General features: G+C 69.5%; 20 protein-coding genes. 14 read left to right on the top strand and 6 right to left on the bottom strand.

The window, feature by feature from the left end:
* Window positions 1-60: 60 nt before the first annotated feature.
* The 3 genes from VPH46_RS06520 to VPH46_RS06510 all read left to right on the top strand — a co-directional run bounded on the left by VPH46_RS06520 (window position 61) and on the right by VPH46_RS06510 (window position 3,044).
* Window positions 61-864, top strand: coding sequence for an outer membrane protein assembly factor BamD (locus VPH46_RS06520; protein WP_125961676.1), 804 nt, complete (start codon window positions 61-63; stop codon window positions 862-864).
* Between the two features lie 39 nt (window positions 865-903).
* Window positions 904-2,568 (top strand): DNA repair protein RecN, encoded by a 1,665-nt coding sequence (recN, locus tag VPH46_RS06515; RefSeq protein WP_416609820.1) that lies wholly within the window; start codon window positions 904-906, stop codon window positions 2,566-2,568.
* Window positions 2,569-2,723: 155 nt separating this feature from the next.
* Entirely contained in the window at window positions 2,724-3,044 is a 321-nt protein-coding gene (locus tag VPH46_RS06510) for a hypothetical protein (protein ID WP_416609818.1), read from the top strand.
* A 167-nt stretch (window positions 3,045-3,211) separates the two neighbouring features.
* Here the strand turns inward: VPH46_RS06510 and VPH46_RS06505 are convergent, their stop codons facing one another.
* Window positions 3,212-3,634, bottom strand: a complete 423-nt coding sequence (locus VPH46_RS06505; RefSeq protein ID WP_416609816.1) for a DUF4279 domain-containing protein — start codon at window positions 3,632-3,634, stop codon at window positions 3,212-3,214.
* A gap of 340 nt (window positions 3,635-3,974) precedes the next feature.
* Here VPH46_RS06505 and VPH46_RS06500 point away from each other — a divergent pair, with 340 nt between their 5' ends.
* Entirely contained in the window at window positions 3,975-5,540 is a 1,566-nt protein-coding gene (locus tag VPH46_RS06500) for a M20/M25/M40 family metallo-hydrolase (RefSeq protein WP_416609814.1), read from the top strand.
* A gap of 1 nt (window position 5,541) precedes the next feature.
* On the top strand, window positions 5,542-6,375 hold the full coding sequence (locus VPH46_RS06495; protein ID WP_416609812.1) for an NAD(P)-dependent oxidoreductase: 834 nt from the start codon (window positions 5,542-5,544) through the stop codon (window positions 6,373-6,375).
* On the opposite strand, the gene VPH46_RS06490 is transcribed toward VPH46_RS06495, so the two are convergent.
* The 4 genes from VPH46_RS06490 to VPH46_RS06475 form a co-directional block, all read right to left on the bottom strand.
* Complete coding sequence (locus VPH46_RS06490; protein ID WP_416609810.1) at window positions 6,285-7,214, bottom strand: DMT family transporter; 930 nt, start codon at window positions 7,212-7,214, stop codon at window positions 6,285-6,287. The two genes, VPH46_RS06495 and VPH46_RS06490, sit on opposite strands and share 91 nt — an antisense overlap.
* Complete coding sequence (locus VPH46_RS06485; RefSeq protein WP_416609808.1) at window positions 7,211-8,212, bottom strand: threonine aldolase family protein; 1,002 nt, start codon at window positions 8,210-8,212, stop codon at window positions 7,211-7,213. The genes VPH46_RS06490 and VPH46_RS06485 overlap by 4 nt, the downstream gene beginning before the upstream one ends.
* 54 nt (window positions 8,213-8,266) lie before the next feature.
* Window positions 8,267-10,489 carry a transglycosylase domain-containing protein gene (locus VPH46_RS06480; RefSeq protein ID WP_416609806.1) on the bottom strand — a complete coding sequence of 741 codons (2,223 nt, stop codon included), beginning with the start codon at window positions 10,487-10,489 and terminating at the stop codon, window positions 8,267-8,269.
* A gap of 142 nt (window positions 10,490-10,631) precedes the next feature.
* Window positions 10,632-11,198 (bottom strand): HNH endonuclease, encoded by a 567-nt coding sequence (locus VPH46_RS06475; RefSeq protein ID WP_125961668.1) that lies wholly within the window; start codon window positions 11,196-11,198, stop codon window positions 10,632-10,634.
* A gap of 96 nt (window positions 11,199-11,294) precedes the next feature.
* On the opposite strand from VPH46_RS06475, the gene gluQRS reads away from it, so the two are divergent.
* Genes gluQRS through egtD form a run of 5 tightly spaced genes read left to right on the top strand, consistent with a single transcriptional unit; the run spans window position 11,295 to window position 15,225 of the window.
* Window positions 11,295-12,164, top strand: a complete 870-nt coding sequence (gluQRS, locus tag VPH46_RS06470; RefSeq protein ID WP_416609803.1) for a tRNA glutamyl-Q(34) synthetase GluQRS — start codon at window positions 11,295-11,297, stop codon at window positions 12,162-12,164.
* 9 nt (window positions 12,165-12,173) lie between these two features.
* On the top strand, window positions 12,174-12,401 hold the full coding sequence (locus VPH46_RS06465) for a twin transmembrane helix small protein (RefSeq protein WP_239434903.1): 228 nt from the start codon (window positions 12,174-12,176) through the stop codon (window positions 12,399-12,401).
* Window positions 12,401-12,970, top strand: a complete 570-nt coding sequence (locus tag VPH46_RS06460; RefSeq protein WP_416609801.1) for a cob(I)yrinic acid a,c-diamide adenosyltransferase — start codon at window positions 12,401-12,403, stop codon at window positions 12,968-12,970. The genes VPH46_RS06465 and VPH46_RS06460 overlap by 1 nt, the downstream gene beginning before the upstream one ends.
* 15 nt (window positions 12,971-12,985) lie before the next feature.
* Window positions 12,986-14,245 (top strand): ergothioneine biosynthesis protein EgtB, encoded by a 1,260-nt coding sequence (gene egtB, locus VPH46_RS06455; protein WP_416609799.1) that lies wholly within the window; start codon window positions 12,986-12,988, stop codon window positions 14,243-14,245.
* An 8-nt stretch (window positions 14,246-14,253) separates the two neighbouring features.
* The gene (egtD, locus tag VPH46_RS06450; RefSeq protein ID WP_416609797.1) at window positions 14,254-15,225 is read left to right on the top strand and encodes an L-histidine N(alpha)-methyltransferase; all 972 of its coding nucleotides are present in this window, start codon (window positions 14,254-14,256) and stop codon (window positions 15,223-15,225) included.
* 4 nt (window positions 15,226-15,229) lie between these two features.
* Here egtD and VPH46_RS06445 read toward each other — a convergent pair whose 3' ends face one another.
* A complete protein-coding gene (locus VPH46_RS06445) occupies window positions 15,230-16,330 on the bottom strand; it encodes a DUF1176 domain-containing protein (protein WP_416609796.1) in 1,101 nt (366 codons plus the stop codon).
* Window positions 16,331-16,402: 72 nt separating this feature from the next.
* Here VPH46_RS06445 and VPH46_RS06440 point away from each other — a divergent pair, with 72 nt between their 5' ends.
* The 4 genes from VPH46_RS06440 (at window position 16,403) to VPH46_RS06425 (ending at window position 21,493) form a co-directional block, all read left to right on the top strand.
* Complete coding sequence (locus tag VPH46_RS06440; protein WP_416610023.1) at window positions 16,403-17,272, top strand: 3-hydroxybutyryl-CoA dehydrogenase; 870 nt, start codon at window positions 16,403-16,405, stop codon at window positions 17,270-17,272.
* A 278-nt stretch (window positions 17,273-17,550) separates the two neighbouring features.
* Window positions 17,551-18,306, top strand: coding sequence for a trehalose-phosphatase (gene otsB / locus VPH46_RS06435; RefSeq protein WP_416609794.1), 756 nt, complete (start codon window positions 17,551-17,553; stop codon window positions 18,304-18,306).
* Entirely contained in the window at window positions 18,303-20,102 is a 1,800-nt protein-coding gene (locus VPH46_RS06430) for a glycoside hydrolase family 15 protein (protein WP_416609792.1), read from the top strand. Before otsB ends, VPH46_RS06430 begins: the two co-directional genes overlap by 4 nt.
* Entirely contained in the window at window positions 20,099-21,493 is a 1,395-nt protein-coding gene (locus VPH46_RS06425; RefSeq protein WP_416609790.1) for an alpha,alpha-trehalose-phosphate synthase (UDP-forming), read from the top strand. The genes VPH46_RS06430 and VPH46_RS06425 overlap by 4 nt, the downstream gene beginning before the upstream one ends.
* Window positions 21,494-21,508: the final 15 nt, after the last annotated feature.

Here is a 21,508-nt window from a genome sequence, read left to right as displayed (position 1 = left end):
GGTTTCACGTTGCGCGAAAGCTATTGTTCGCGCCACCCCTAAGCGGCTAGGACGCAGCTCATGCGTAAGTCCCTGTTCCGTGCAAGCACGCTGGTCCTGTTCGCCGCTGGAGCGGCAACCCTCTCCGGCTGCGCGCGCAGCGGGGGCGGCTCCGCCGACACGCCCTATGTGGCGCGCGACGTGGGGACGCTCTACACCGCGGCGAAGAACCGCCTGGATCGCGGGCAGTACAAGCTCGCCGCCGGCCTGTTCGACGAGGTCGAGCGCCAGCACCCCTATTCGGTGTGGGCGCGCCGCGCGCAGGTGATGGGCGCGTTCAGCTACTATCTCGACAAGGACTATGCGAAGGCGATCGCCGGCGCGCAGCGGTTCCTGACGGTGCACCCGGGCAACCAGGAAGCGCCCTACGCCTATTATCTGATCGCGCTGTGCTATTACGAGCAGATCGCCGACGTGACGCGCGACCAGAAGATCACCGACCAGGCGATGACCGCCCTGGGTGAGCTGATCCGCCGCTATCCTCAGACCAACTATGCCGCCGACGCGCGCCTGAAGCTCGACCTGGTGCGCGACCATCTCGCCGGCAAGGAAATGGAGATCGGTCGCTTCTACGAGCAGCGCGGCCAGTGGCTGGCGGCATCCATGCGCTTCCGCCGCGTCGTCGACGAGTATCAGACCACCACCCATGCGCCCGAGGCGCTGATGCGGCTGACCGAGACCTATCTGGCGCTGGGCGTGCCGGACGAGGCACGCAAGGCCGCGGCCGTGCTCGGCGCCAACTATCCCGGCACCGAATGGTACGAGCGCGCCTACAAGCTGATGCAGGAGCATGCGCCCCAGACCGCGGCCGCCAAGGACGCCTGACGCGCGCGATCCCCGACCCCGGACGATGAGGACGGATCGATGCTGACGGCACTGTCGATCCGCGACGTCGTGCTGATCGAGGCGCTGGACCTAGAGTTCGGCGCCGGGCTGGGCGTGCTGACCGGCGAAACCGGGGCGGGCAAGTCGATCCTGCTCGACGCGCTGGGGCTGGCGCTGGGCGCGCGCGGCGACACCGGGCTGGTGCGCGATGGCGCCACCCAAGCGGTGGTGACCGCGAGCTTCGATGCGCCCGCCGCGGGGACGCCGCTCGCCGCCATCGTCGAGGAAAACGGGCTGGAACTGGAGCCGGGCGAGCCGCTGATCGTGCGGCGGCTGGTGAAGCGCGACGGCGGCAGCCGCGGCTTCGTCAACGACCAGCCGGCGTCGGCGGCGCTGCTGCGCGAGATGGGGCAGCATTTGGTCGAGGTCCACGGCCAGCACGACGATCGTGGCCTTCTCAACCCGCGTGGCCACCGCGCCCTGCTCGATGCCTTCGCCCGGATCGATGTGCGGGAGGCGAGCGCCGCCTATCGCAAATGGCGCGATGCCGAGGCGGCGCTCGGCGAGGCGCAAGCCGAGATCGAGACCGCGCAGCGCGACCGCGAGTGGCTGGAACACGCCGTCGCAGAGCTCGACGCGCTCGCGCCCGAGCCGGGGGAGGAGGAGGCGCTCGCCGACCGCCGCCGCCTGATGCAGCGTGCCGAAAAGGCGTCCGACGATCTGCGTGCGGTGGAAACCCTGCTGGAAGGATCGGGCGGCGGACTTGCGCAGCTGCGCCAGGCGGCGCGGGTGCTGGAGCGGCTGGGCGACGACCATCCCGCGCTCGCCGAAGCGCTGGCGGCGGTCGATCGCGCGGTGATCGAGGGGGCAGTGGCCGAGGACCGGCTACGGGAGGCGCGGGCGGCACTGGCGTTCGATCCGCGCGCGCAGGAGGACGACGAGGCGCGGCTGTTCGAGCTGCGCGGCGTCGCGCGCAAGCATCGCGTGCGGCCGGACGAACTCGCGGATCTCGCCGACGAGCTGCGAGGGCGGCTGCGGCGGCTGGAGTCGGGCGAGGAAGGAATCGCCGCGCTGGTGGCGGAGGTCGCGACGGCGCGCGGCGCCTATGATGCGGCGGCCGAGGCGCTGAGCGCGCGGCGGACGGCGGCGGCGGGCGCGCTGGACCGTGCGGTCGCGGGCGAGCTGGCGCCGCTCAAGCTGGAGGCGGCGCGCTTCCGCACGGTGGTGGCGCCGCTGGGCTCTGAGCAATGGTCGGCTGCGGGCAAGGACCGCGTCGAGTTCGAGATCGCGACGAACCCAGGCACGCCGTTCGCGCCGCTGATCAAGATCGCGAGCGGCGGCGAATTGTCGCGCTTCATCCTGGCGCTGAAGGTCGCGCTTGCCGAGGAAGGCGGGGCGGGGACGATGGTGTTCGACGAGATCGACCGCGGCGTCGGCGGCGCGGTGGCGTCGGCGATCGGCGATCGCCTCGCGCGGCTGGCCGAGCGCACCCAGGTGCTGGTGGTGACCCACAGCCCGCAGGTTGCCGCGCGCGGACGGCGGCACCTGCTGATCGCCAAGCGCAGCGACGGAGTCGTGACGCGCACCGGCGTGACCCCGCTCAGCCCGGACGAGCGGCGCGAGGAGATTGCACGGATGCTGTCGGGCGCGGAGATCACCGACGAGGCACGTGCGCAGGCGGCACGGCTGATTGACGCCGCCTGAAGGGGGCATTGCGGGGTGGTGGGTGGTGAACGGGTAAAGTGGAGCGTCCGCTAACGCCCCACTTGCGGACAACGCTCCGTTGCCGCAGGGTTGCGGATGACTGACCGGCCCTCCGTCCGATCCCCACCTTCTTCCTGCTGCGCGCCGCTTACGATTTGGACCAGTTGGTGCTTCTGCTGGGGGACGGGACAAACCGTCCGCTTCTGGAGGTTGTGTTCACACTTCCCCGAGCCTTTCGATCCTTTGCGGAGAGCGATTACCACCGTTATTTAGGTGCTTTTGAAGGCAGGCCGCTCATCTATTCCGCTGACCCCGGCTGCGGCATCGAGCTAAGCGGCGACGCCCCCTACCTCCTTGACTACCGCGCCAACGCTCGCGTCCAGGAATCGGAGGAGACATTTTCCTGCCTGATTAGAACGCCGGATCATTGCGTGGAGGTCATCTGCTTCGAGGAGCCCGCGCTTCGTTATTTCTAATGTCCGCTTCCAACCCACTTCGGATATCAGCGGCGGAGACACCGTCCGCCGTGCTCCAGCAGACACGGCAGAAAAGCTAGGCTTAAGCGGCGCTACCGTCAGACGATACCCCGACGGCACCCCCGAACGGCAGGGCACGAGGCGCCCACGTCGGCTATTGCTGCGGGTTAGGTGACCGGTTCGTCAAATCGGTCGTACATGTCCAGGTGCAATGAAAGGCCGCGCTGTGCCAAACCCAGCAGCGTCCCGGGCGACAGCACGGCCTCTTCATTCGAGCTGTTCAGTATGAGGCCGCAAAAGATTTCACCCGATAGCGTGCGATTGATCTCCGCCCACAGGGGAGGGTCGTCCGGCAGCTGATCAAGGAGCTCCCGAAGCAAGAGCTCGAGAGGCTGGTCGGTCCGCCAGCCGGTTGTGAGCTGGAAGCGTCCGGTGCTCGACACCATCTTCTCACCGGTTTCGGACAGGTAGATGTCGCCCTTGCGGATGCAGTAAGCTGGGGTGCACCCGAGTGATCGAGCAAGCTGGTCCGGGTCCAGCTCGTCACCCTTGAGCCATAGAGAAGCTTTGCATTCGGCCAGCTCGATCATTGGTGGAGCATAGCTCGTACACGCCCGCATTCCACCCACAATGCGACATTCAGGCCAGCGATCGGCCGAACGACCGTGACGTCCAGTTGCGGACGCGAGATCGCTTAAGCGGTGAGTGACGATGGACGCGGTTAACCGTGGCGTGAACCGCACTCCGTAGCAGTCGGCGACGTAGAGAGATCCGTGCCGCGCCTGCGGCATGCCGCTTCTGCTTAGCGCTATCCTGCTCTAGGGTGGTGCTTTCTCTTCTCCCCGAAAGTTGCCGATGCGTTCCCTGCTGCTTTGCCTGCCGTTGCTTTCCCTGATCGCGGCACAGCCCGCGCTTGCCCAAGCGGCGCCTGTGGGGTCCACGGCCGAGGCGGCCCTGGCTCCCAAGCAGGCGGCGATCAAGGCGCATGTCGCGTTCCTCGCATCGGACGCGCTGCGCGGGCGGGAAGCGGGGACGCCGGACTATGATGTGGCGGCGGAGTATGTCGCGGCGCAGATGCTGGCGGCGGGGCTGACGCCGGGCGGCAAGGACGGCAGCTGGTTCCAGCCGGTGCCGCTGGTCGCCGCCAAGCCGGCGGGCGAACCGACGATGGCGCTGCGCGTCGCGGGGCAGGCCGTGCCGATGGCGTTCGGGACCGACTGGACGATCCGGGTGACGCCCACTGCCGAGCGCATCGCGCTTTCCGCGCCGGTGGTGTTCGCGGGCTATGGCATCGTCGACAAGGGCAGCGGGCGCGACGATTATCGCGGGCTGGACGTGCGCGGCAAGATCGTCGCGATCCTCTACAGCGGGCCCAAGGGGCTCAACAGCGAGATCGCGGCGCACCTGAGCAATCGGCTCGATCGCGCGCGGGTGGCGAAGGCGCATGGCGCGGTGGGCGTGGTGGTGATCGAGACCAGCCAGATCCACCAGGTGTTCCCGTTCGAGGCGATGGCCGAGGGCTGGGACACGCGCGGGGTGACCTGGGCGGACGCGGCGGGCAAGCCGCGCGACGCCGGCGTGCCGACGCTGGGCGTGCTGAGCTTTGCCGGCGCGGAGAAGCTGTTCGGGGGATCGAAGATCCGCTGGAGCGACGTGCGTGCGGCGGACGATGCGGGCAAGAAGCTGCCGACGGGTGCGCTGGCGGCGACGCTGTCGACGGAGCAGCGCTTCACGATCGAGCATGTGCCGAGCGCCAATGTGGTGGGCATGCTGCGCGGATCCGACCCGACGCTGTCGAGCGAAGTGGTGGTGCTTTCCGCCCATCTCGACCACATCGGCGTGACCAAGCCGGTCGATGGCGATGCGATCAACAACGGCGCGCTCGACAATGCGATCGGCATCGCGTCGATGCTGGAGGTCGCCAAGGCGTTCGGCGCCGAAGGCACGCGGCCCAAGCGCAGCCTTTTGTTCGTGGCCGTCACGGCTGAGGAGAAGGGGCTGATCGGCTCCGACTATTTCGCCCAGCACCCGACGGTGGCGAAGGAGAATGTGGTCGCCAACGTCAACCTGGACATGCCGATCCTGACCTATCGCTTCGTCGACCTGGTCGCGTTCGGGGCGGACCGGTCGAGCATCGGACCGGCGGTGGCGGCGGCGGCCAAGGCGCGGGGCCTCGCGCTGGTGCCGGACCCGGCGCCGGAGGAAGCGGATTTCGTGCGTACCGACCATTACAGCTTCGTACGGCAGGGCGTGCCCTCGGTGTCGCTCAACCCGGGGCCGGGCGGGCGGGGAGCGGCGGCGACCAAGGCGTTCCTGGAGAACAACTATCACCAGCCCTCGGACGAGATCGGGCTGCCGATCGACTGGCAGGCGGCGGAGGACTTCGTCGACGTGAACCAGGCGATTGCGCGCACGCTGGCGGATGCGCCGGATCGGCCGCGCTGGAACAAGGGCGATTATTTCGGGACGCTCTATCGCGGGCCGATGGCGAAGTAGCATGCGGCTGCTGGTCTTCGGCCTGGGCTATGCGGCCGGAGTCGCGGCCGAGAGGCTGGCGGCGCGCGGATGGCGCGTGGTGGGCACCAGCCGGGACGGGCGGGAAGGCACGATCGCGTTCGCCGACGCCGAACGGGTGCGGTTCGAGATTGCTGCGGCTGATGCGGTGTTGTCGAGCGTGCCGCCCGAAGGCGATGCGGATCCGGTGCTGGCGGCGTACGGTGATGCGCTGGCCGAGCGCGGATGCTGGCTCGGCTATCTGTCGTCGACCGGCGTCTATGGCGACGCCGGCGGCGGCTGGGTGGACGAGAGCGCGCCGCTCGGCGGGCGGCGGCCGGCACGGGTGGCGGCGGACCGGGCGTGGCTGCGGCTAGGCGGGCGGGTGCTGCGGCTGCCGGGGATCTATGGACCCGGGCGCTCGCCGTTGGAGCGGGTGCTAGCCGGGACCGCGCACCGGGTGAACCTGGCGGGCCAGGTGTTCAGCCGGGTGCATGTCGACGACATCGCCCGCGGGATCGTCGCGGCGCTGGACGGGCCGGCGGGGGCCTACAACCTCGCGGACGACCTGCCGGCGGACCAGAATGCGGTGGTCGCCTATGCAGCGCGGCTGCTGGGGATGCCGCCGCCGCCGTTCGTGCCGCTCCAAAGCCTGTCGCCGATGGCGCAGAGCTTTTATGCCGAGAACCGCCGGGTGGCGAACGGACGGGCGAAGCGCGTGCTCGGCTGGCGGCCGCGCTATCCCGACTACCGGTTCGGCCTGCGCGCGCTCAAGGCGATGACCAGCCCGGCGAGCACCAGCAGTGCGCCGCCCCCGGCGAGCAGCGACCAGCGATAGCCCTCGAACAGGGTCGAGAGCAGCATCGCGATCACCGGCACGACGACGCCGTTGTACGCCGCCTTGGCGGGGCCGATCGCGCGGATGATGCCGAAGTAGAGCGCAAACGCGATCGCCGAGCCGAAGATCGCGAGATAGAGGATGCCCGCGACATAGGCCCAGCGCCAGTCGAACACCGGTGGGCCGACGGTCGCGGTGGCAAAAGCCGCGTCCATCGCCGCGCCCATCAGCATGGCGATGCCGAGCACCGGCGCCATCGGATAGCGCTTGGCGGCCTTGGTCGCCTGCATGACGTTGGCGACGGAGGCGCAGAGCACGCCGGCAAGGGTGATGCCCATGCCCAGCAGCACCGTGTCGCTGTCGGCCGCTGCCTGGCGCAGCTCATGCACGAACAGCAACGCGACGCCGGCCATGGCGATGCCGGAGCCGACCAGCAGCTGGCGGCCCATGCGCTGGCCAAGGAAAATGCGCGCGAGCGTCGCATTGGGGACGATCAGCAGCGCGTAGACGACGGCGACCAGCCCAGAGGTCACGAACTGTTCGGCGCGATAGACGAAGTTGAAGTTGAGGCAGAACTGGGTGAGCGCCAGCACGGCGGCAAAGCCCCAGCCGCGGAGGTCGAGCCGCAGCGACTCGCGCCGGAGCAGCGCCCACACCAGCATGGCGATCCCGCCCACGCCGAAACGATAGGCGACCGACCAGGTCGGCGGCACCACGCCGAGCTGGTCGCGGATCACAATCCAGGTCGATCCCCAGATCAGCGTGACGATCCCGAACGGGATCAGCACGCCCAGCGTAGCGGAGCGCGGCGTCTCGCCGGCGGGGACGGGCGTGGTCACAGCGCCGCGATGGCGTCGGCGAGCGGACGGATCTGCTCCTCGGTCTGGTCCCAGGAGGTGACCAGCCGGATCTCGCCCGGCGCCCAGTCGTAGAAGTCGAAGCCGAGCGCGCGCAGCGAGGCGGCTTCCTCGGGGCTGGCGCGCAGGAACACCTCGTTCGCCTGGACCGGATAGACGAGGCGATCGCCTGCGGCCCGCGCGAGCAGCGCGGCACCGGCGTTGGCGGCACGCGCGTTGGCGAGCCACAGGTCGTCCTCCACCATTGCCAGGATCTGCGCGGCGAGGAAGCGGCCCTTGGAGGCGAGCAGGCCGGCGCGCTTGCGGCGGTATTTGGTCGCGGCGGCGAGTTCGGGCTTGAAGAACACCAGAGCCTCGGCGCTCATGCCGCCGTTCTTGATGAAGCCGAAGCTCAAGGCGTCGACGCCGGCCTTCCAGGTGACGTCGGCGGGTGAGCAGCCGAGGTGGGCAACGGCATTGGCGAAGCGGGCGCCATCCATGTGCAGGCCCAGGCCGCGGGCGCGGGTGATGGCGCCGATCGCTGCGACCTCTTCGGGCGTGTAGACCAGACCATATTCGGTGGCGTTGGTGATGGAGACGGCGTGCGGCTGGACCCAATGGACGCCCTCGACGACGCGGTCGAGGCGGGCGGCCAGGGTTTCGGGCGTGAGCTTGGCGCCGGGGCCTTCGACCAGCAGCAGCTTGGCGCCGTGGGTGTAGAATTCGGGCGCGCCGCCCTCGTCGTTCTGGATGTGCGCGTCGGCGTGGCAGACGATCGCGCCGTGCGGCGGGCAAAGTGCTGCGAGCGCCAGGCAGTTGGCGGCGGTGCCGGAGGGGACCCACAGCGCCGCGACCTCGGTCTCGAACAGTTCCGACAGTCGGCCGTCGAGCGACTGGCTGAGCGCGTCGCCGTCATAGGCGGTGTCGAGCCGGTTGGCGGCGAGGATCGCCTCGATCACCTGGGGGCAGGCGGCAGCGGCATTGTCGGAGAAGAAGCGCATGGCCGCGCCTTGGGCGGCGGCGCGGCCGAGGTCAACGGCTAGCTAAGGGCGCGCTCACTCTTCGTCTTCCGGTAGGCGGCGTGCGTCGGGTTCCCGCGGGGGCGGGGGGCCGCGGCGGTCGGGGCCGTTGCGGTCCACCACGATGCCGCCGTCCCGATCGAGGCGGAGGTTGAGGCCCAGGCCCTGAACCTGTCCCTCCAGCGCGTCCGTCGCCTCGTCGATCCTGGCACCGGCCTCGTCGATCGCGTCGCCTGCGATGTCGACGCTATTGTCGATCGCCTCGTCGAGATCCTCGTTCACCTCGGGCGGTGGGGGCGGCAGCTGCACGCCGAGCGCCTCGGTCATGAAGTCGCGCCAGATCCGCGCCGGTAAGCCGCCGCCGGCGAGGCCGGGGTTGGGCGTGTTGTCGTCGTTGCCCAGCCACACGCCCGCGACGATGTCGCCGGCATAGCCCACGAACAGCGCGTCGCGGGAGTCCTGGGTGGTGCCGGTCTTGCCGAACGCCTCGATGGGCAGGTTCGCCTGGTGGCCGGTGCCGCGGATCGAGGCGGCGAGCAGCTCGCGCATGCCGTCGAGTTCGCGGCGGCCGAGCGGGCGGCTGCTGTTGCGCAGCCGTTCGAACCAGCTGGTCTGTTCCTCGTCCTTGAGCCCATGCGGGCGGACCGGCGCCTCGCCGGCCGCGATCGCGGCATAGGCGGCGGTGAGTTCGAGCAGCGAGACGTTCGCGGTGCCGAGCGCGATCGTCGCCTCGTTGGGGATCGGCGTCGAGATGCCGAGGTCGCGGGCGGCGCGGATCACGTTGCGCACGCCCACTTCCTGCGTCAGCCGCGCCGAGGCGACGTTGCTGGAGCGGGCAAAGGCGCGGGTGAGCGGAATGGTGCCGAGATAGCGGCCGTCGCTGTTCTTGGGGCTCCAGTCGCCGATCGTGAGCGGCTCGTCCTGCACGGGGGAGTCGGGGCTGAGGCCCGAGCGCAGCGCCGCGAGGTAGACGAACAGCTTGAAGGTGGAGCCGGGCTGGCGGCGCGCCTGCACGGCGCGGTTGAACGGGCTGTCCTTGTAGTTCTTGCCGCCGATCATCGCGATCACGCGGCCATCGGGATGCATTGCGACCAGCGCGACCTGGGTCTGGCGCAGCCCGGCACGGCGGACCGCACGCTCGGCGGCGCGCTGGATGCGGCTTTCCAGCGTGGTGGTGACGCGCAGGTCGGTGCCGACGCCGCCGGCGCGATCGCGTGCCGCCGGTATCACCCAGTCGGCGAAATAGGTGCCGCTGGGGAGATCGTCGCCCTTGGACACGCGGAGCTTGGCGGGCTTCACCGCCCGTGCCTCCGACGCGGTGAGGAAGCCGGCGGCCTTCATGGTCGAGACGACCACGGCCTGCCGCTCGCGCGCGCCCTTCAGATTACCGGTGGGGGCGAGGCGCGACGGCGCCTTGACGAGGCCTGCGAGCATCGCCGCCTGGGCGGTATTCAGGTCCTGCGGTTTGCGGCTGAAATAATGCTGGGACGCGGCCGCCAGGCCATAGGCGTTGTCGCCGAAATAGACGTTGGAGAGGTAGCGCGACAGGATCTCGTCCTTGGTCAGCCAAGCTTCCAGCCAGAAGGCGATCATCACCTCGCGCAGCTTGCGCGCCGCCGTCCGGTCCGAATCGAGGAACGCGTTCTTGGCGAGCTGCTGCGTGATGGTGCTGCCGCCTTCGCGAACGCCGCCCGACATGGTGTTGTGCACCATGGCGCGCAGGATGCCGCGCGGGTCGATGCCCCAGTGGCTGTAGAAGCGACGGTCTTCGACGGCGAGGAACGCCTGGGTGACGTGCTTGGGCAGCTTGGTCGCGTCCACCGGCTTGCCGATATTGGCGCCGCGCTGGGCGATCGGAGTACCCTCGGCAGAGAGCAGCGTGATCGAAGGGGGCAGCGGCGGCTGCAGCGACTTCGACAGGGGGGCGGTGAGCGCCAGCCAGGCGATCGCCAGCACCAGGAGGATGATGCCCGCCGCCACCAGCCGGATCGTCCAGCGCAGCCAGCGGGGGCGGCCGCTCCGGACCGGAGGAGCAGGCGGCGGCGGCGGAGGCGGCGGCGCCCCGAAGCCGCCGTTGTTGCCGAGCGGCGTGGCCGTACCGGCACCGGCGCCAGCCGCCAGATCGAACTCCGCCAGCGCGGCATCGAACTGCGCCATCCGCGCACGGCGCTGCTGCTCCAGCTCGCGCAGGGCGGTGGAGGAGCGGCCGACGCGGGCCGGATCGAGCGGGCGGCCTTGCGGGAAGGGATCGTCTTGCATCTGAAGGGCTGTGTTACGTCTCTAGCACAGCATCCGCAAGCGCGGGTGCGTCGCGGTGGGTGCGCAAGGAGCCGCTAGCGCAGGAGCTAGGCGAGGAAAAGGCAGGGATCGGTTGCGAAAACGTGACCGGCTTGACTGGCCCTCAGGCCTCCAGCTCGGCGTCCCAGTAGAGCCAGTCGTGCCAGGTGTCGTGCAGATGGTTGGGCGGGAAGCGGCGGCCGTGTTCCTGCAACTGCCAGTTGGTCGGGCGGATCGGCGCGATGTGGAGCGGCATGTCGGCCTGGCGGGGGGTGCGGCCGCCCTTGCGCAGGTTGCACGGCGCGCAGGCGGTGACGACATTCTCCCAGGTGGTGCGGCCGCCCTGGGCGCGCGGTACGACGTGGTCGAAGGTCAGGTCCTTGGGCGCGCCGCAGTACTGGCAGGCGAAGCGGTCGCGCAGGAACAGGTTGAAGCGCGTGAAGGCGGGAAAGGCGGAGGGGCGGACATATTGCTTGAGCGCGATCACCGAAGGGAGCTTCAGCGAGGCGGTGGGGCTGTGTACTTCGCGTTCGTAATGGGCGACGATGTCGACCCGGTCGAGGAATACCGCCTTGATCGCGGTTTGCCAGGGCCACAGGCTCAAGGGGTAGTAGCTGAGCGGCGTATAGTCGGCGTTCAGCACAAGGGCCGGGCAACTGTCCGGATGGCGCATCAGATCGGGATGAAACATGCGTTCCCCTCGCCCTCGTTCCCGGCTGCCTATGACAGCGCGTGGTGACAAGGGCATGACAGCATGGGCCGCAAGGGCCGGTCAAGGGGGAGTTGCATGATCCGCACCAGTCGCTTCGCGCCGAGCCCCACGGGGCGGCTGCACCTGGGACACGCCTGGTCGGCGGTGCAGGCCCACGCGCTGGCGCGGGCGAGCGACGGCCGCTTCCTGCTCCGCATCGAGGACATCGACCAGGGGCGCAGCCGGCCCGAGCATGTCGAGGGGATCCTCGCGGACCTCGCCTGGCTTGGGCTCGAGCACGACGGGCCGGTGGCGTTCCAGTCGCAGCGGATGCCGATCTACGCCGAGGCGCTCGACCGGCTGAAGGCGCAGGGGCTGGTCTACCCGTGTTTTTGCACCCGCGCTGACATCGCGCGCGAAGTGGCGGCAAGCGCGTCCGCTCCCCATGGGAGCGACGGCCCCGTCTACCCGGGGACGTGCCGCGAGCTGGCGCCCGATGTCCGCGCGCGCCGGCTCGCCGTCGAGCCGCACGCGTGGCGGATCGACATGGCGCGCGCGGTCGCGGTCGCCGGCCCGCTCGAATGGGACGATGCCTATGCGGGCGTGGTGCGCGCCGATCCGCAGGGTCAAGGCGACGTCGTGCTCGCCCGCAAGGACGCGGGCGTCAGCTATCACCTGGCGGTGACGGTGGACGACGCGGCACAAGGCGTCACCGACGTGGTGCGCGGCCGCGACCTGTTTGCGGCAACCCACGTCCACCGGCTGCTCCAGGCGCTGCTCGACCTGCCGACCCCCTTCTACCATCACCACCCGCTGCTGGTGGGCAGTGATGGCGAGCGGCTCGCCAAGCGGCATGGTGCGCCGACGCTGGAGTCGATGCGGGTGGCGGGCGTGGACGGGCGGGCCCTCGCAGGGGAGCTGAGGGCGGGGCGCCTGCCGCTTGGCTTCGCGCTGGCAAGCGCCTAGGCTCCCCGCATGAACACGTTTCTCGTCCTGCTCCTGATCGCGGCGATGATCGCGACGGTGGTTGCGCTGGTCCGTGGCGTCGTCACGTTCCTGAAGACCTCCGGTGAGGAGGCGCGCGGGCAGGGGCCGAGTGCGGCGAGCGTGAAATCGAACAAGATGATGCAGGCGCGCATCCTGTTTCAGGCGATCGCCATCCTGATCGTGGTGCTGATCCTGTTCGCGGCGGGGCGCACCTGATGGTCAAGCTCAACAAGATCTACACGCGCACCGGCGACGACGGCACGAGCGGCCTGGCGGACGGATCGCGGGTTGCGAAATCCTCCTTGCGCATGACGGCGATCGGCGACGTGGACGAGGCGAACAGCGCCATCGGCGTCGCGCGCACGGCACTGGGGCACGGCATCGTCGAGGAAGCGCTGGCGCGTATCCAGAACGACCTGTTCGACCTGGGCGCGGACATCGCCACTCCGCTGGCGGAAGGGGAGGCACCGGGTGCGGCGCTCCGCATCGTCGCCTCCCAGGTCACCCGGCTGGAGCAGGAGATCGACCGTCTGAACGACGAGCTGAGCCCGCTCACCAGCTTCGTGCTGCCGGCAGGGGACGCGTCCGCGTCCGCCCTTCACCTGGCGCGCACGATCGCCCGGCGCGCCGAGCGTAGCGGGGTTGCCGCCACCCAGGACGCGATGCTGAACCCGCTGGCGCTCGCCTATCTCAATCGTCTGTCCGATTATCTGTTCGTCGCCGCCCGCTGGGTGAACCAAGCCGGGGCCGGAGACGTTCTCTGGGTTCCAGGGGCGCAACGATAGGCGAAGCGGCGGGCGATGCAGGACATTCAGTACGAGCCTGCGTCTCCCCCGCTCCAGAGTCGGTTCGCCGGGGTGCGCGCCTTGAGCGAGGCGCTGGTCGCGCCGCTCTCGGATGCCGACGCCAGCGTCCAGTCGATGCCCGACGCGTCGCCCGCCAAATGGCATCTGGCGCACACCAGCTGGTTCTTCGAGACGTTCGTGCTGCGGGACCATGTGCCGGGCTATACGCTGCACGATCCGCACTTCCCCTTCCTGTTCAACAGCTATTACGAGGCAGAGGGAAAGCGGCATGCCCGCGCCCGCCGCGGCATGGTGACTCGCCCGACGCTCGCGGAGGTGCTCGCCTATCGCCGCGCGGTGACCGAGGCCGTGCTGGCAAACTGGGCACGCCTGCCGCCACATGCCCTGGAACTGGTCGAGCTCGGCTGCCACCACGAACAGCAGCACCAGGAGCTGCTGCTCACCGATATCCTGCACCTCTTCTCCGAGAACCCGATCGAACCGGCGCTGTGGCCGGCACCGCGCAAGCAGCCGGTCGCAGTCCCGCCGCCGATCGGCTGGATCGAGTATGCGGGCGGTGTTGCCGAGGTGGGGCATGATGACGGGGGCTTCGCCTTCGATTGCGAGGGGCCGCGCCACCGGGTGCTGCTGCACCCCCATGCGATCGCTGACCGAACCGTCACCAATGGCGAGTGGGCGGCCTTCATTGCCGACGGCGGCTATCGCGAGCCGCGCCATTGGCTGTCGGACGGCTGGGCTTGGGTGCAGCGCGAGGGGATCACCGCGCCGCTCTATTGGGCGGAGGGCGAGGGCGGCGGCTGGACCCGCTTCGGCCTGGATGGACGGCGTCCGATCGATCCTGCCGCCCCGGTCACGCATGTCAGCTTCTTTGAAGCGGATGCCTATGCCAGCTGGGCGGCTGCACGCCTGCCGACCGAGCAGGAGTGGGAGGCGGCAGCCGCCGGTGAGGATGCCTGCGGCGGCAACCAGCTGGACGGGGCCGGGCCGGTCGAGCCGCGCCCGGCTGCGGCCGCTCCCGCCTTCTTCGGCGATGTGTGGGAATGGACCGGCAGCGCCTACCGTCCCTATCCGGGGTTCCAAGCGGCCGAGGGCGCGGTCGGCGAGTACAACGGCAAGTTCATGAGCGGCCAGTTCGTGCTGCGCGGTGGCTCCTGCGCCACTCCGCGCGGGCATCTGCGGGCGAGCTACCGCAACTTTTTCTACCCGCACCAGCGCTGGCAGTTCACCGGCGTACGGCTCGCGAAGGACCTTTGATCCCCCGGATGCCAGAACGTCAAGCTGCCGCGCCCGCCGCCGTCGACCCGCGCTTCCGCGCCGACGTGCTCGCCGGCCTTTCCATGCGCCCGCGCGCGATTCCGGCGCGCTGGTTCTACGACCGCCGCGGATCGGAGCTGTTCGAGGAAATCACCCGGCTGCCGGAATATTACCCGACCCGGACCGAGACCGCGCTGCTCCACCGGGCGGTGCCGGCGGTCGCAGGCCTGTGCGGGGCGGGCCGTGCGGTGGTGGAGTTCGGATCGGGCTCCTCTGCCAAAACGCCGATCCTGCTGGGCGGCATCGCCCCCGCAGCCTATGTGCCGATCGACATCTCGGGTGACTTCCTTCGCGACTCCGCCGCCGAGCTGCAGCAGGCATTCCCGACCCTGCCGGTCCTGCCGCTGGAGGCGGACTTCCTCCGTCCCGTGACGCTGCCCGGCGCCGTCGACGGCCAGCCCAAGCTCGGCTTCTTTCCCGGTTCGACGATTGGCAACATGGAGCCCTATGCCGCGGTCGACCTGCTGCGGGCGATGCGCGGATCGCTCGGCGAAGGCGCGCAGCTGCTGATCGGCATCGACCGGGTAAAGCCGGAAACGGTGCTGGTTCCCGCCTATGACGACGCCCAGGGCGTCACCGCCGCCTTCAACTGCAACCTGCTCGAACGGATCAATCGGGAGTTGGAGGGAACGATCCCGGTCGCGCACTTCGTCCACCGGGCGGTCTGGAACGACGCCGCCTCCCGCATCGAGATGCATCTGGAAGCGACGCGCGACCTGCGCTTCACCGTCGCTGGCCAATCGTTCGAGATCGGCGCGGGCGAGACGATCCACACCGAGAACAGCCACAAATATGGCGAGCGCGGTGCCCGCGTGCTGCTGCGCGCCGGGGGCTGGACCCCGATCGGCGAATGGTCCGACGAGCAGGGCTGGTTCGCGCTGATCCTGGCGGAGGCGCAGCCCTTCGCGACCGCGCCCTAGCGCCTCAACGTAGGACGCGGGCGCGCCACGTCGGCAGGTACACCTTGCTGCCGCGGCACTCCGGCATCTCCTCCTGTCGGGAGAGGCGGAAGCGGGTGCCGTCCCAGACGAACTCCTGGCGGATGCCGCAGTCGCCGAGTCCACGGCCGCGCGCGAAGCTGGTGAGCACCTCCTTCTCGAAGCTGCCGTCGACCACGTTCTGGATCGGCGAGCCGTCTTCGGACATGCCCGACTGCGCGTCGAACTGCGCCGGCGTGTGCTTGCCGTCGCGCACGGTGAACACCGCCATCATCAGGTTATAGGCGCCCGACGAGCAGGGAAGCAGGACGAGGGTGCGGTCGCCGAGCGGCTTTGCCTGCGGCGGGCCGAGGTCGCGATCGGTTTCGCATCCCGCCTCGCGCTTCATTGCAGCGACGCGGGCGGGATCGAGCAGTGCGGCTTCCCCGCGCACCGGCACGGCCCTGATCACCGGAAGTGCAGGCGCGGGCGCCGTATCCGCCTTGCTCCCGCGCGCGACCAGTGCGCCGCTGGTGCCGGCGCGTCCCTGCCGTTCGTCGATCCAGCGAAGTGCGGCGGCGGCACCCGACAGGCTCACCGTGCCGATCGCCTTGCCCGTGCCATCCGAGACAGCGAGCCGCCGTCCGTTGCCGACCGCGGCCGCGATCCGTTCCGCATCGGTGCCGTCGAACTGCACCGCGCCACCGGCTGCCGTGCCGCCCTTGGCGAGTTGCGTCCCGTCTACCGAGATGGTGAGCGGCGGCAGGCGCTCCTCCTGTCCCGTGATATGCACCTCGGGCACCGCTCCCGGTCCCGCGGCACGGTCGAGCGCGAGCATCAGCGTCGGCTGGATCTCGTCTTCCGGCGCCAGCGCCACGGCCCGGCACGCAAGCCCATTGTCGCAGCCGACGATCCAGTCCCGGAACGTCTTGGTCTCGGCAGGCTTCGGGGAAGCGTGACTGTCCGCATCCGCCTGCTGCGGTGTCTGGGCAAGGGGCTGGGGCGCAGCGGCGGTCTGGCCCGGCTGGGCGTTGGCAGGCGCGGGATCGTTGTCGCAGCCGGCGAGAGGCAGGAGGAACAGGCAGGCGAGCAGGGAGAGGCGGTGCATGGGGCGACACTATCGCGCTGTGCCGGCCGTCGAAACCCGCTATTGCCCCCGTCAAAGACAGGAGGATGGATGATGCAGGCAGTCGGAGTGATCGGCGCAGGGCAGATGGGGGCGGGAATCGCCCAGGTGGCGGCGCAAGCCGGCTATCGCGTGCTGCTGTCGGACGTGTCGGTCGAGCGCGCCGAAGCAGGCAAGGCGGGGATCGCCAGGCAGCTTGCCCGCGCCGTCGAGAAGGAAAAGATCACCGTCGACGATCGCGATGCGGCGCTCGGGCGCATCGAGGCGGTAGGCGATGTCGCCGCCATGGCGCCGTGCGACCTGGTCATCGAGGCGGCCACCGAGCGTGAGGCGATCAAGCGCGCGATCTTCGCCGAGGTAGGCAAGGTGCTGGGTCCCGACGCGATCCTGGCGAGCAACACCTCGTCGATCCCGATCACCCGCCTGGCGCAGGCTTCGCCCGATCCGGCCCGCTTCATGGGCGTGCACTTCTTCAATCCCGTGCCGGTCATGGGGCTGATCGAACTGATCCGAGGGCTCGCGACCTCTGACGAGACCGTGTCGCGCGTGGAAGCGTTCGGCCAGTCGCTCGGCAAGCGCATCGTCCATGCGAACGACGCGCCGGGCTTCATCGTCAATCGCGTGCTGATGCCGATGCTGAACGAGGCCTGCTTTGCGCTGGGTGAGGGCGTGGCGACGATCCCGGACATCGACGCCGCCTGCCAGCTCGGGCTCAACCACCCCATGGGGCCGTTCACCCTTGCCGACTTCATCGGACTGGACACGTGCCTGGAGATCACGCGCGTGCTGTTCGAGGGGACGGGGGACCCCAAGTTCCGGCCGGCGCCGCTGCTGGTGAAGTATGTCGAAGCCGGCTGGTATGGCCGCAAGACCAAGCGCGGCTTCTATGACTACACGGGCGCGGAGCCGGTGCCGACGCGGTAGGCGACCGGCGGGGTGAGGCTTCTGCCGGGCTGCCAACGCCACCCCAGCACTCCGTATCCCCGCGCAGGCGGGGATCCAGGGCCAAGCAGAGCAACGGCGGGCAGTCCCTGGAACCCTGGGCTCCGGCTTTCGCGGGAGCACGGAAGGGGAGCGCGAGGCGGACAGGGATACGCCTGCCTCCCCAGTGGTCGAGCGCATGCAGGGGCGCTAAAGGTCGTTTCCCGCACGAAATGATCGGCTGCGCGAAACGAATGCGCGGCTGTGGGGTTAGGAGAGGCATGCAAGTTTCGTCGGCGTCCGCGGCTCTGGTCGAGCCTCCATTTTCCCTGCTTCGTGATGCAAGCCTGTTCCTGGATTTCGACGGGACGCTGGTGGAACTGGCCCAGCGGCCGGACGGCGTGTCCGTCGACGAGGCGCTCCACACGCTGCTGCTACGCCTTGGGGAGCGGCTCGATGGACGCGTGGCAATCGTCAGCGGGCGCTCGATCGCGCAGATCGACGACTTTCTCGGTCGTTCGCTCGGGCGGATCGCCGTCGTGGGCAGCCATGGCGCGGAGATCCGCCGCGCCGGCGGCGCGATCGTGCGGCCAGAGCGCCCTGCTGCACTGGAGACCGCCGAGGCTGCGTTCACGGAGCGCTTCGGGAACCGCCCCGGCGTCGTCGTCGAGGTGAAGTCGCTGGGCGTTGCCATCCACTACCGCATGGCGCCCGAAGTGGAGGCGGAGGCCCAGGCGCTGGTGGAGGCCTTTGCCCGGCACGACGGACTGGAGGTACAGCACGGGAAAATGATGGCCGAGCTGCGCATGGCCGGCCATGACAAGGGCACCGCAATCGCCGCGCTGCTGGAGGATGCGCCGTTCCTTGGCCATGCCCCGATCTTCGTCGGCGACGACCTGACCGACGAGCCCGGCTTCGTGTTGTGTGCCCGTCATGGCGGTGCCGGCATCCTGATCGGCAGCCCGCGCGATACCGCGGCCCGGTTCCGGCTCGAGGACGTGTGGAGTCTGCGCCGCTGGCTGGAGGCGGCGGCTTGACGGCGACGCTCGATCTCTGGCCGATCGGCAACTGCCAGGTGTCCGCGCTGGTCGACCGGGCCGGCCGCTTCGTCTGGGGATGCGTCCCGCGTGTCGACGGTGAGCCGACCTTCTGCTCGCTGCTCGACGACCGGCCCCGGGGCGGGGAGGAGGGGTCGAGCGGCTTCTGGGACATCGACCTCGAAGGCTGCGTCGAGACCCGCCAGTCCTACGTCCGCAACACCCCGGTGCTGATCACCCGGCACAGCGACGCCGACGGCAACGCCATCGAGGTGGTCGACTTCGCGCCGCGCTTTCGCCGCAACGGGCGCATGTATCGGCCGGTGGCCTTCTGTCGCATCGTCCGGCCGGTGGCAGGATCGCCGCGGGTGCGCGTGCGGTTGCGGCCGGCACGCGACTGGGGCGCGCAATCGCCCGAGCGGACGCGGGGCAGCAACCACATCCGCTACCTGCTGAACGACATGACGCTGCGGCTGTCGAGCAACGCGCCGATCGGCTGGATCGAGGAGGAGCGCCTGTTCCGGGTAGAGCGCCCGCTCTATTTCTTCCTGGGGCCGGACGAGAGCTTCGCGGCCGCGATCCCGACCGCGATCGATGCGATGCTCGACCGGACGGTGCGCGAATGGCGGCACTGGGTGCGGGATCTCGCCACGCCGGCGGAGTGGCAGGATGCCGTGATCCGCGCGGCGATCACGCTGAAGCTGTGCCAGCACGAGGAGACCGGCGCCATCGTCGCGGCGCTCACCACTTCCATCCCCGAGCATGCGGGGTCGCAGCGCAACTGGGATTACCGCTTCTGCTGGATCCGTGATGCCTATTACACGGTGCAGGCGCTCAACCGCCTGGGCGCGCTCGACGTGCTGGAGGGCTATCTCGAATATCTGCGCAACATCGTCGACAACGCCAAGGGCGGGCACATCCAGCCGCTCTATGGTGTGGGTGGCGAGGCGCAGCTTCCCGAGCGCGTTGCGGAGAGTCTCCCCGGCTATCGCGGGATGGGCCCGGTGCGCGTCGGCAACCAGGCCTATGAGCAGGTCCAGCACGACGCCTATGGGCAGATCGTGCTGTCGAACGCCCAGGCTTTTTTCGACCAGCGGCTGTTCCGGATCGCCGGGCAGGGCGACTTCGAGGCGCTGGAGCCGGTAGGCGAGCGCGCCTGGGAGGCGTTCGACAAGCCCGATGCGGGGCTTTGGGAACTGCGCACGCGCAGCCACGTGCACACCTATTCCGCCGCGATGTGCTGGGCGGCATGCGACCGGCTGGCAAGCGTGGCGAAGCACCTGGGGCTCACGGATCGTGCCGCCTTCTGGCGCGACCGTGCGGACACGATGCGGCAGCGCATCGAGCAGGCGGCGTGGCGGCCGGACACGAAGCGCATGTCGGCGACCTTCAGCGGCGACGATCTGGACGCGAGCCTGATCCAGCTGCTCGACCTGCGCTTCGTTGCTCCCGACGACCCGCGCTTCCGCGGTACGCTGGAGGCGGTGGAGGCGGGGCTGCGGCGCGGATCGCATATGCTGCGCTATGCGACCGAAGACGATTTCGGCCTGCCGCATACCGCCTTCAACGTCTGCACCTTCTGGCTCATCGAGGCATTGCACGCGACGGGGCGTGTCGAGGACGCGCGCGTCCTGCTGGAGGAGATGATCGAGCGGCGGACGCCGGCAGGGCTTCTTTCGGAGGATATCGATCCAAGCACCGGGGAGCTGTGGGGCAATTACCCCCAGACCTATTCGCTGGTGGGGCTGATCAATTCGGCGATGCTGCTCAGCAAGCCGTGGACGGAGGTACGATGAGTCGCCTGATCGTGATTTCGAACCGCGTGCAGGCGCCGACCGCCGCCGACGCGGGGGGTGCACAGGGCGGCCTTGCGGTGGCGCTGACGGCGGCGCTGCGCGAGGAGCACGGCATCTGGTTCGGCTGGTCGGGCGAGACCGGGGAGGACCACAAGCTCCGGTTCGAGACCTATGAGGGCGTGACCTCCGCGGTCATGGACCTGTCCGAGCAGGACGTGGAGGAATATTACGACGGCTTTGCCAACCGCACGCTGTGGCCGCTGTTCCACTACCGGCTCGATCTCACCGAGTTCGAGCGCGACTTCCAGGGCGGCTATGAGCGGGTGAACCGTGTCTTCGGCCAGGCGATCGGCCCGCATATCGAGCCCGACGACGTGGTGTGGGTCCACGATTATCACATGATCCCGCTAGGCTGGGTGCTGCGCCAGCAGGGCGTGAAGAACCGCATGGGCTTCTTCCTCCACATCCCGTGGCCGCCGACCCGCCTCCTGGTCGCGCTTCCGCAGCATCGCCGGCTGGTCGAGTCGCTGTTCGCCTATGACGTCGTCGGTTTCCAGACGGAGGAGTGGCTCGAATCCTTCCGCCACTATGTCGTGACGGAAATGGGCGGCGTGCTCTCGGACGGCGACTGCGTGACCGTGGGCGGCCGGACCATCCGTGCGATCGCCTGCCCGATCGGCATCGACGCGGACTCCTTCATCAAGGCTGCCAATGGCCCCGTCGCCAAGGCGACCCAGCTGCGCATGCTCGAAAGCGCGGTGGGGCGCAGCATGATGGTGGGCGTCGACCGGCTCGACTATTCGAAGGGCCTTGCCGAGCGCTTCTCGGGCTATGAGCGGTTCCTCCAGAACCATGCCGACCGTCGCGCGCTGGTCTATCTGCTGCAGATCGCCCCGCCCTCGCGCACCGCGGTGCAGAGCTATCGCGACATTCGCGACAACCTCGACGCCATGTCGGGCCGCATCAACGGCGCCTATGCCGATATCGACTGGGTCCCGATCCGCTACGTCAACCAGGGCTATCCGCGTGACGTGCTGGCGGGGATCTACCGCGCGGCCCGCATCGGCCTCGTCACCCCGTTGCGCGACGGCATGAACCTGGTGGCCAAGGAGTTCGTGGCGGCGCAGGACCCGCACGACCCCGGCGTGCTGATCCTGTCACGCTTCGCGGGTGCGGCTGCGCAGATGCCGCAGGCGGTCCTCTGCAATCCCTACAGCGCCGAGGACGTGGCCGACGCCATCGACAAGGCGCTGCGCATGTCGCGCGAGGAGCGCATCGCCCGGTGGAAGCCGATGTTCGACAACGTCCGCAACGAGGACGTGCTGTGGTGGCGCCGCCGCTTCCTGGATACGCTGACCAACGCGCCTCTGTGCGAGCGGAACACGATCTAGGCCCGGCCGCTGCGT

Source organism: Sphingomonas sp. MJ1 (PH-R8), from assembly GCF_048058635.1.
GTDB lineage: Bacteria > Pseudomonadota > Alphaproteobacteria > Sphingomonadales > Sphingomonadaceae > Sphingomonas.
The sequence above is the reverse complement of the archived record's forward strand: the minus strand, read 5'-3'. Positions and strand labels throughout refer to the sequence as shown.

Bases quoted from the DNA above. Each gene is read 5' to 3' on its own strand.
- VPH46_RS06520 (WP_125961676.1), top strand. From the start codon at position 61: ATGCGTAAGTCCCTGTTCCGTGCAAGCACGCTGGTCCTGTTCGCCGCT.
- recN (WP_416609820.1), top strand. From the start codon at position 904: ATGCTGACGGCACTGTCGATCCGCGACGTCGTGCTGATCGAGGCGCTG.
- VPH46_RS06505 (WP_416609816.1), bottom strand. From the start codon at position 3,634: ATGATCGAGCTGGCCGAATGCAAAGCTTCTCTATGGCTCAAGGGTGAC.
- VPH46_RS06495 (WP_416609812.1), top strand. From the start codon at position 5,542: ATGCGGCTGCTGGTCTTCGGCCTGGGCTATGCGGCCGGAGTCGCGGCC.
- VPH46_RS06485 (WP_416609808.1), bottom strand. From the start codon at position 8,212: ATGCGCTTCTTCTCCGACAATGCCGCTGCCGCCTGCCCCCAGGTGATC.
- VPH46_RS06480 (WP_416609806.1), bottom strand. From the start codon at position 10,489: ATGCAAGACGATCCCTTCCCGCAAGGCCGCCCGCTCGATCCGGCCCGC.
- VPH46_RS06475 (WP_125961668.1), bottom strand. From the start codon at position 11,198: ATGTTTCATCCCGATCTGATGCGCCATCCGGACAGTTGCCCGGCCCTT.
- gluQRS (WP_416609803.1), top strand. From the start codon at position 11,295: ATGATCCGCACCAGTCGCTTCGCGCCGAGCCCCACGGGGCGGCTGCAC.
- VPH46_RS06465 (WP_239434903.1), top strand. From the start codon at position 12,174: ATGAACACGTTTCTCGTCCTGCTCCTGATCGCGGCGATGATCGCGACG.
- VPH46_RS06460 (WP_416609801.1), top strand. From the start codon at position 12,401: ATGGTCAAGCTCAACAAGATCTACACGCGCACCGGCGACGACGGCACG.
- egtB (WP_416609799.1), top strand. From the start codon at position 12,986: ATGCAGGACATTCAGTACGAGCCTGCGTCTCCCCCGCTCCAGAGTCGG.
- egtD (WP_416609797.1), top strand. From the start codon at position 14,254: ATGCCAGAACGTCAAGCTGCCGCGCCCGCCGCCGTCGACCCGCGCTTC.
- VPH46_RS06445 (WP_416609796.1), bottom strand. From the start codon at position 16,330: ATGCACCGCCTCTCCCTGCTCGCCTGCCTGTTCCTCCTGCCTCTCGCC.
- VPH46_RS06440 (WP_416610023.1), top strand. From the start codon at position 16,403: ATGCAGGCAGTCGGAGTGATCGGCGCAGGGCAGATGGGGGCGGGAATC.
- otsB (WP_416609794.1), top strand. From the start codon at position 17,551: ATGCAAGTTTCGTCGGCGTCCGCGGCTCTGGTCGAGCCTCCATTTTCC.
- VPH46_RS06425 (WP_416609790.1), top strand. From the start codon at position 20,099: ATGAGTCGCCTGATCGTGATTTCGAACCGCGTGCAGGCGCCGACCGCC.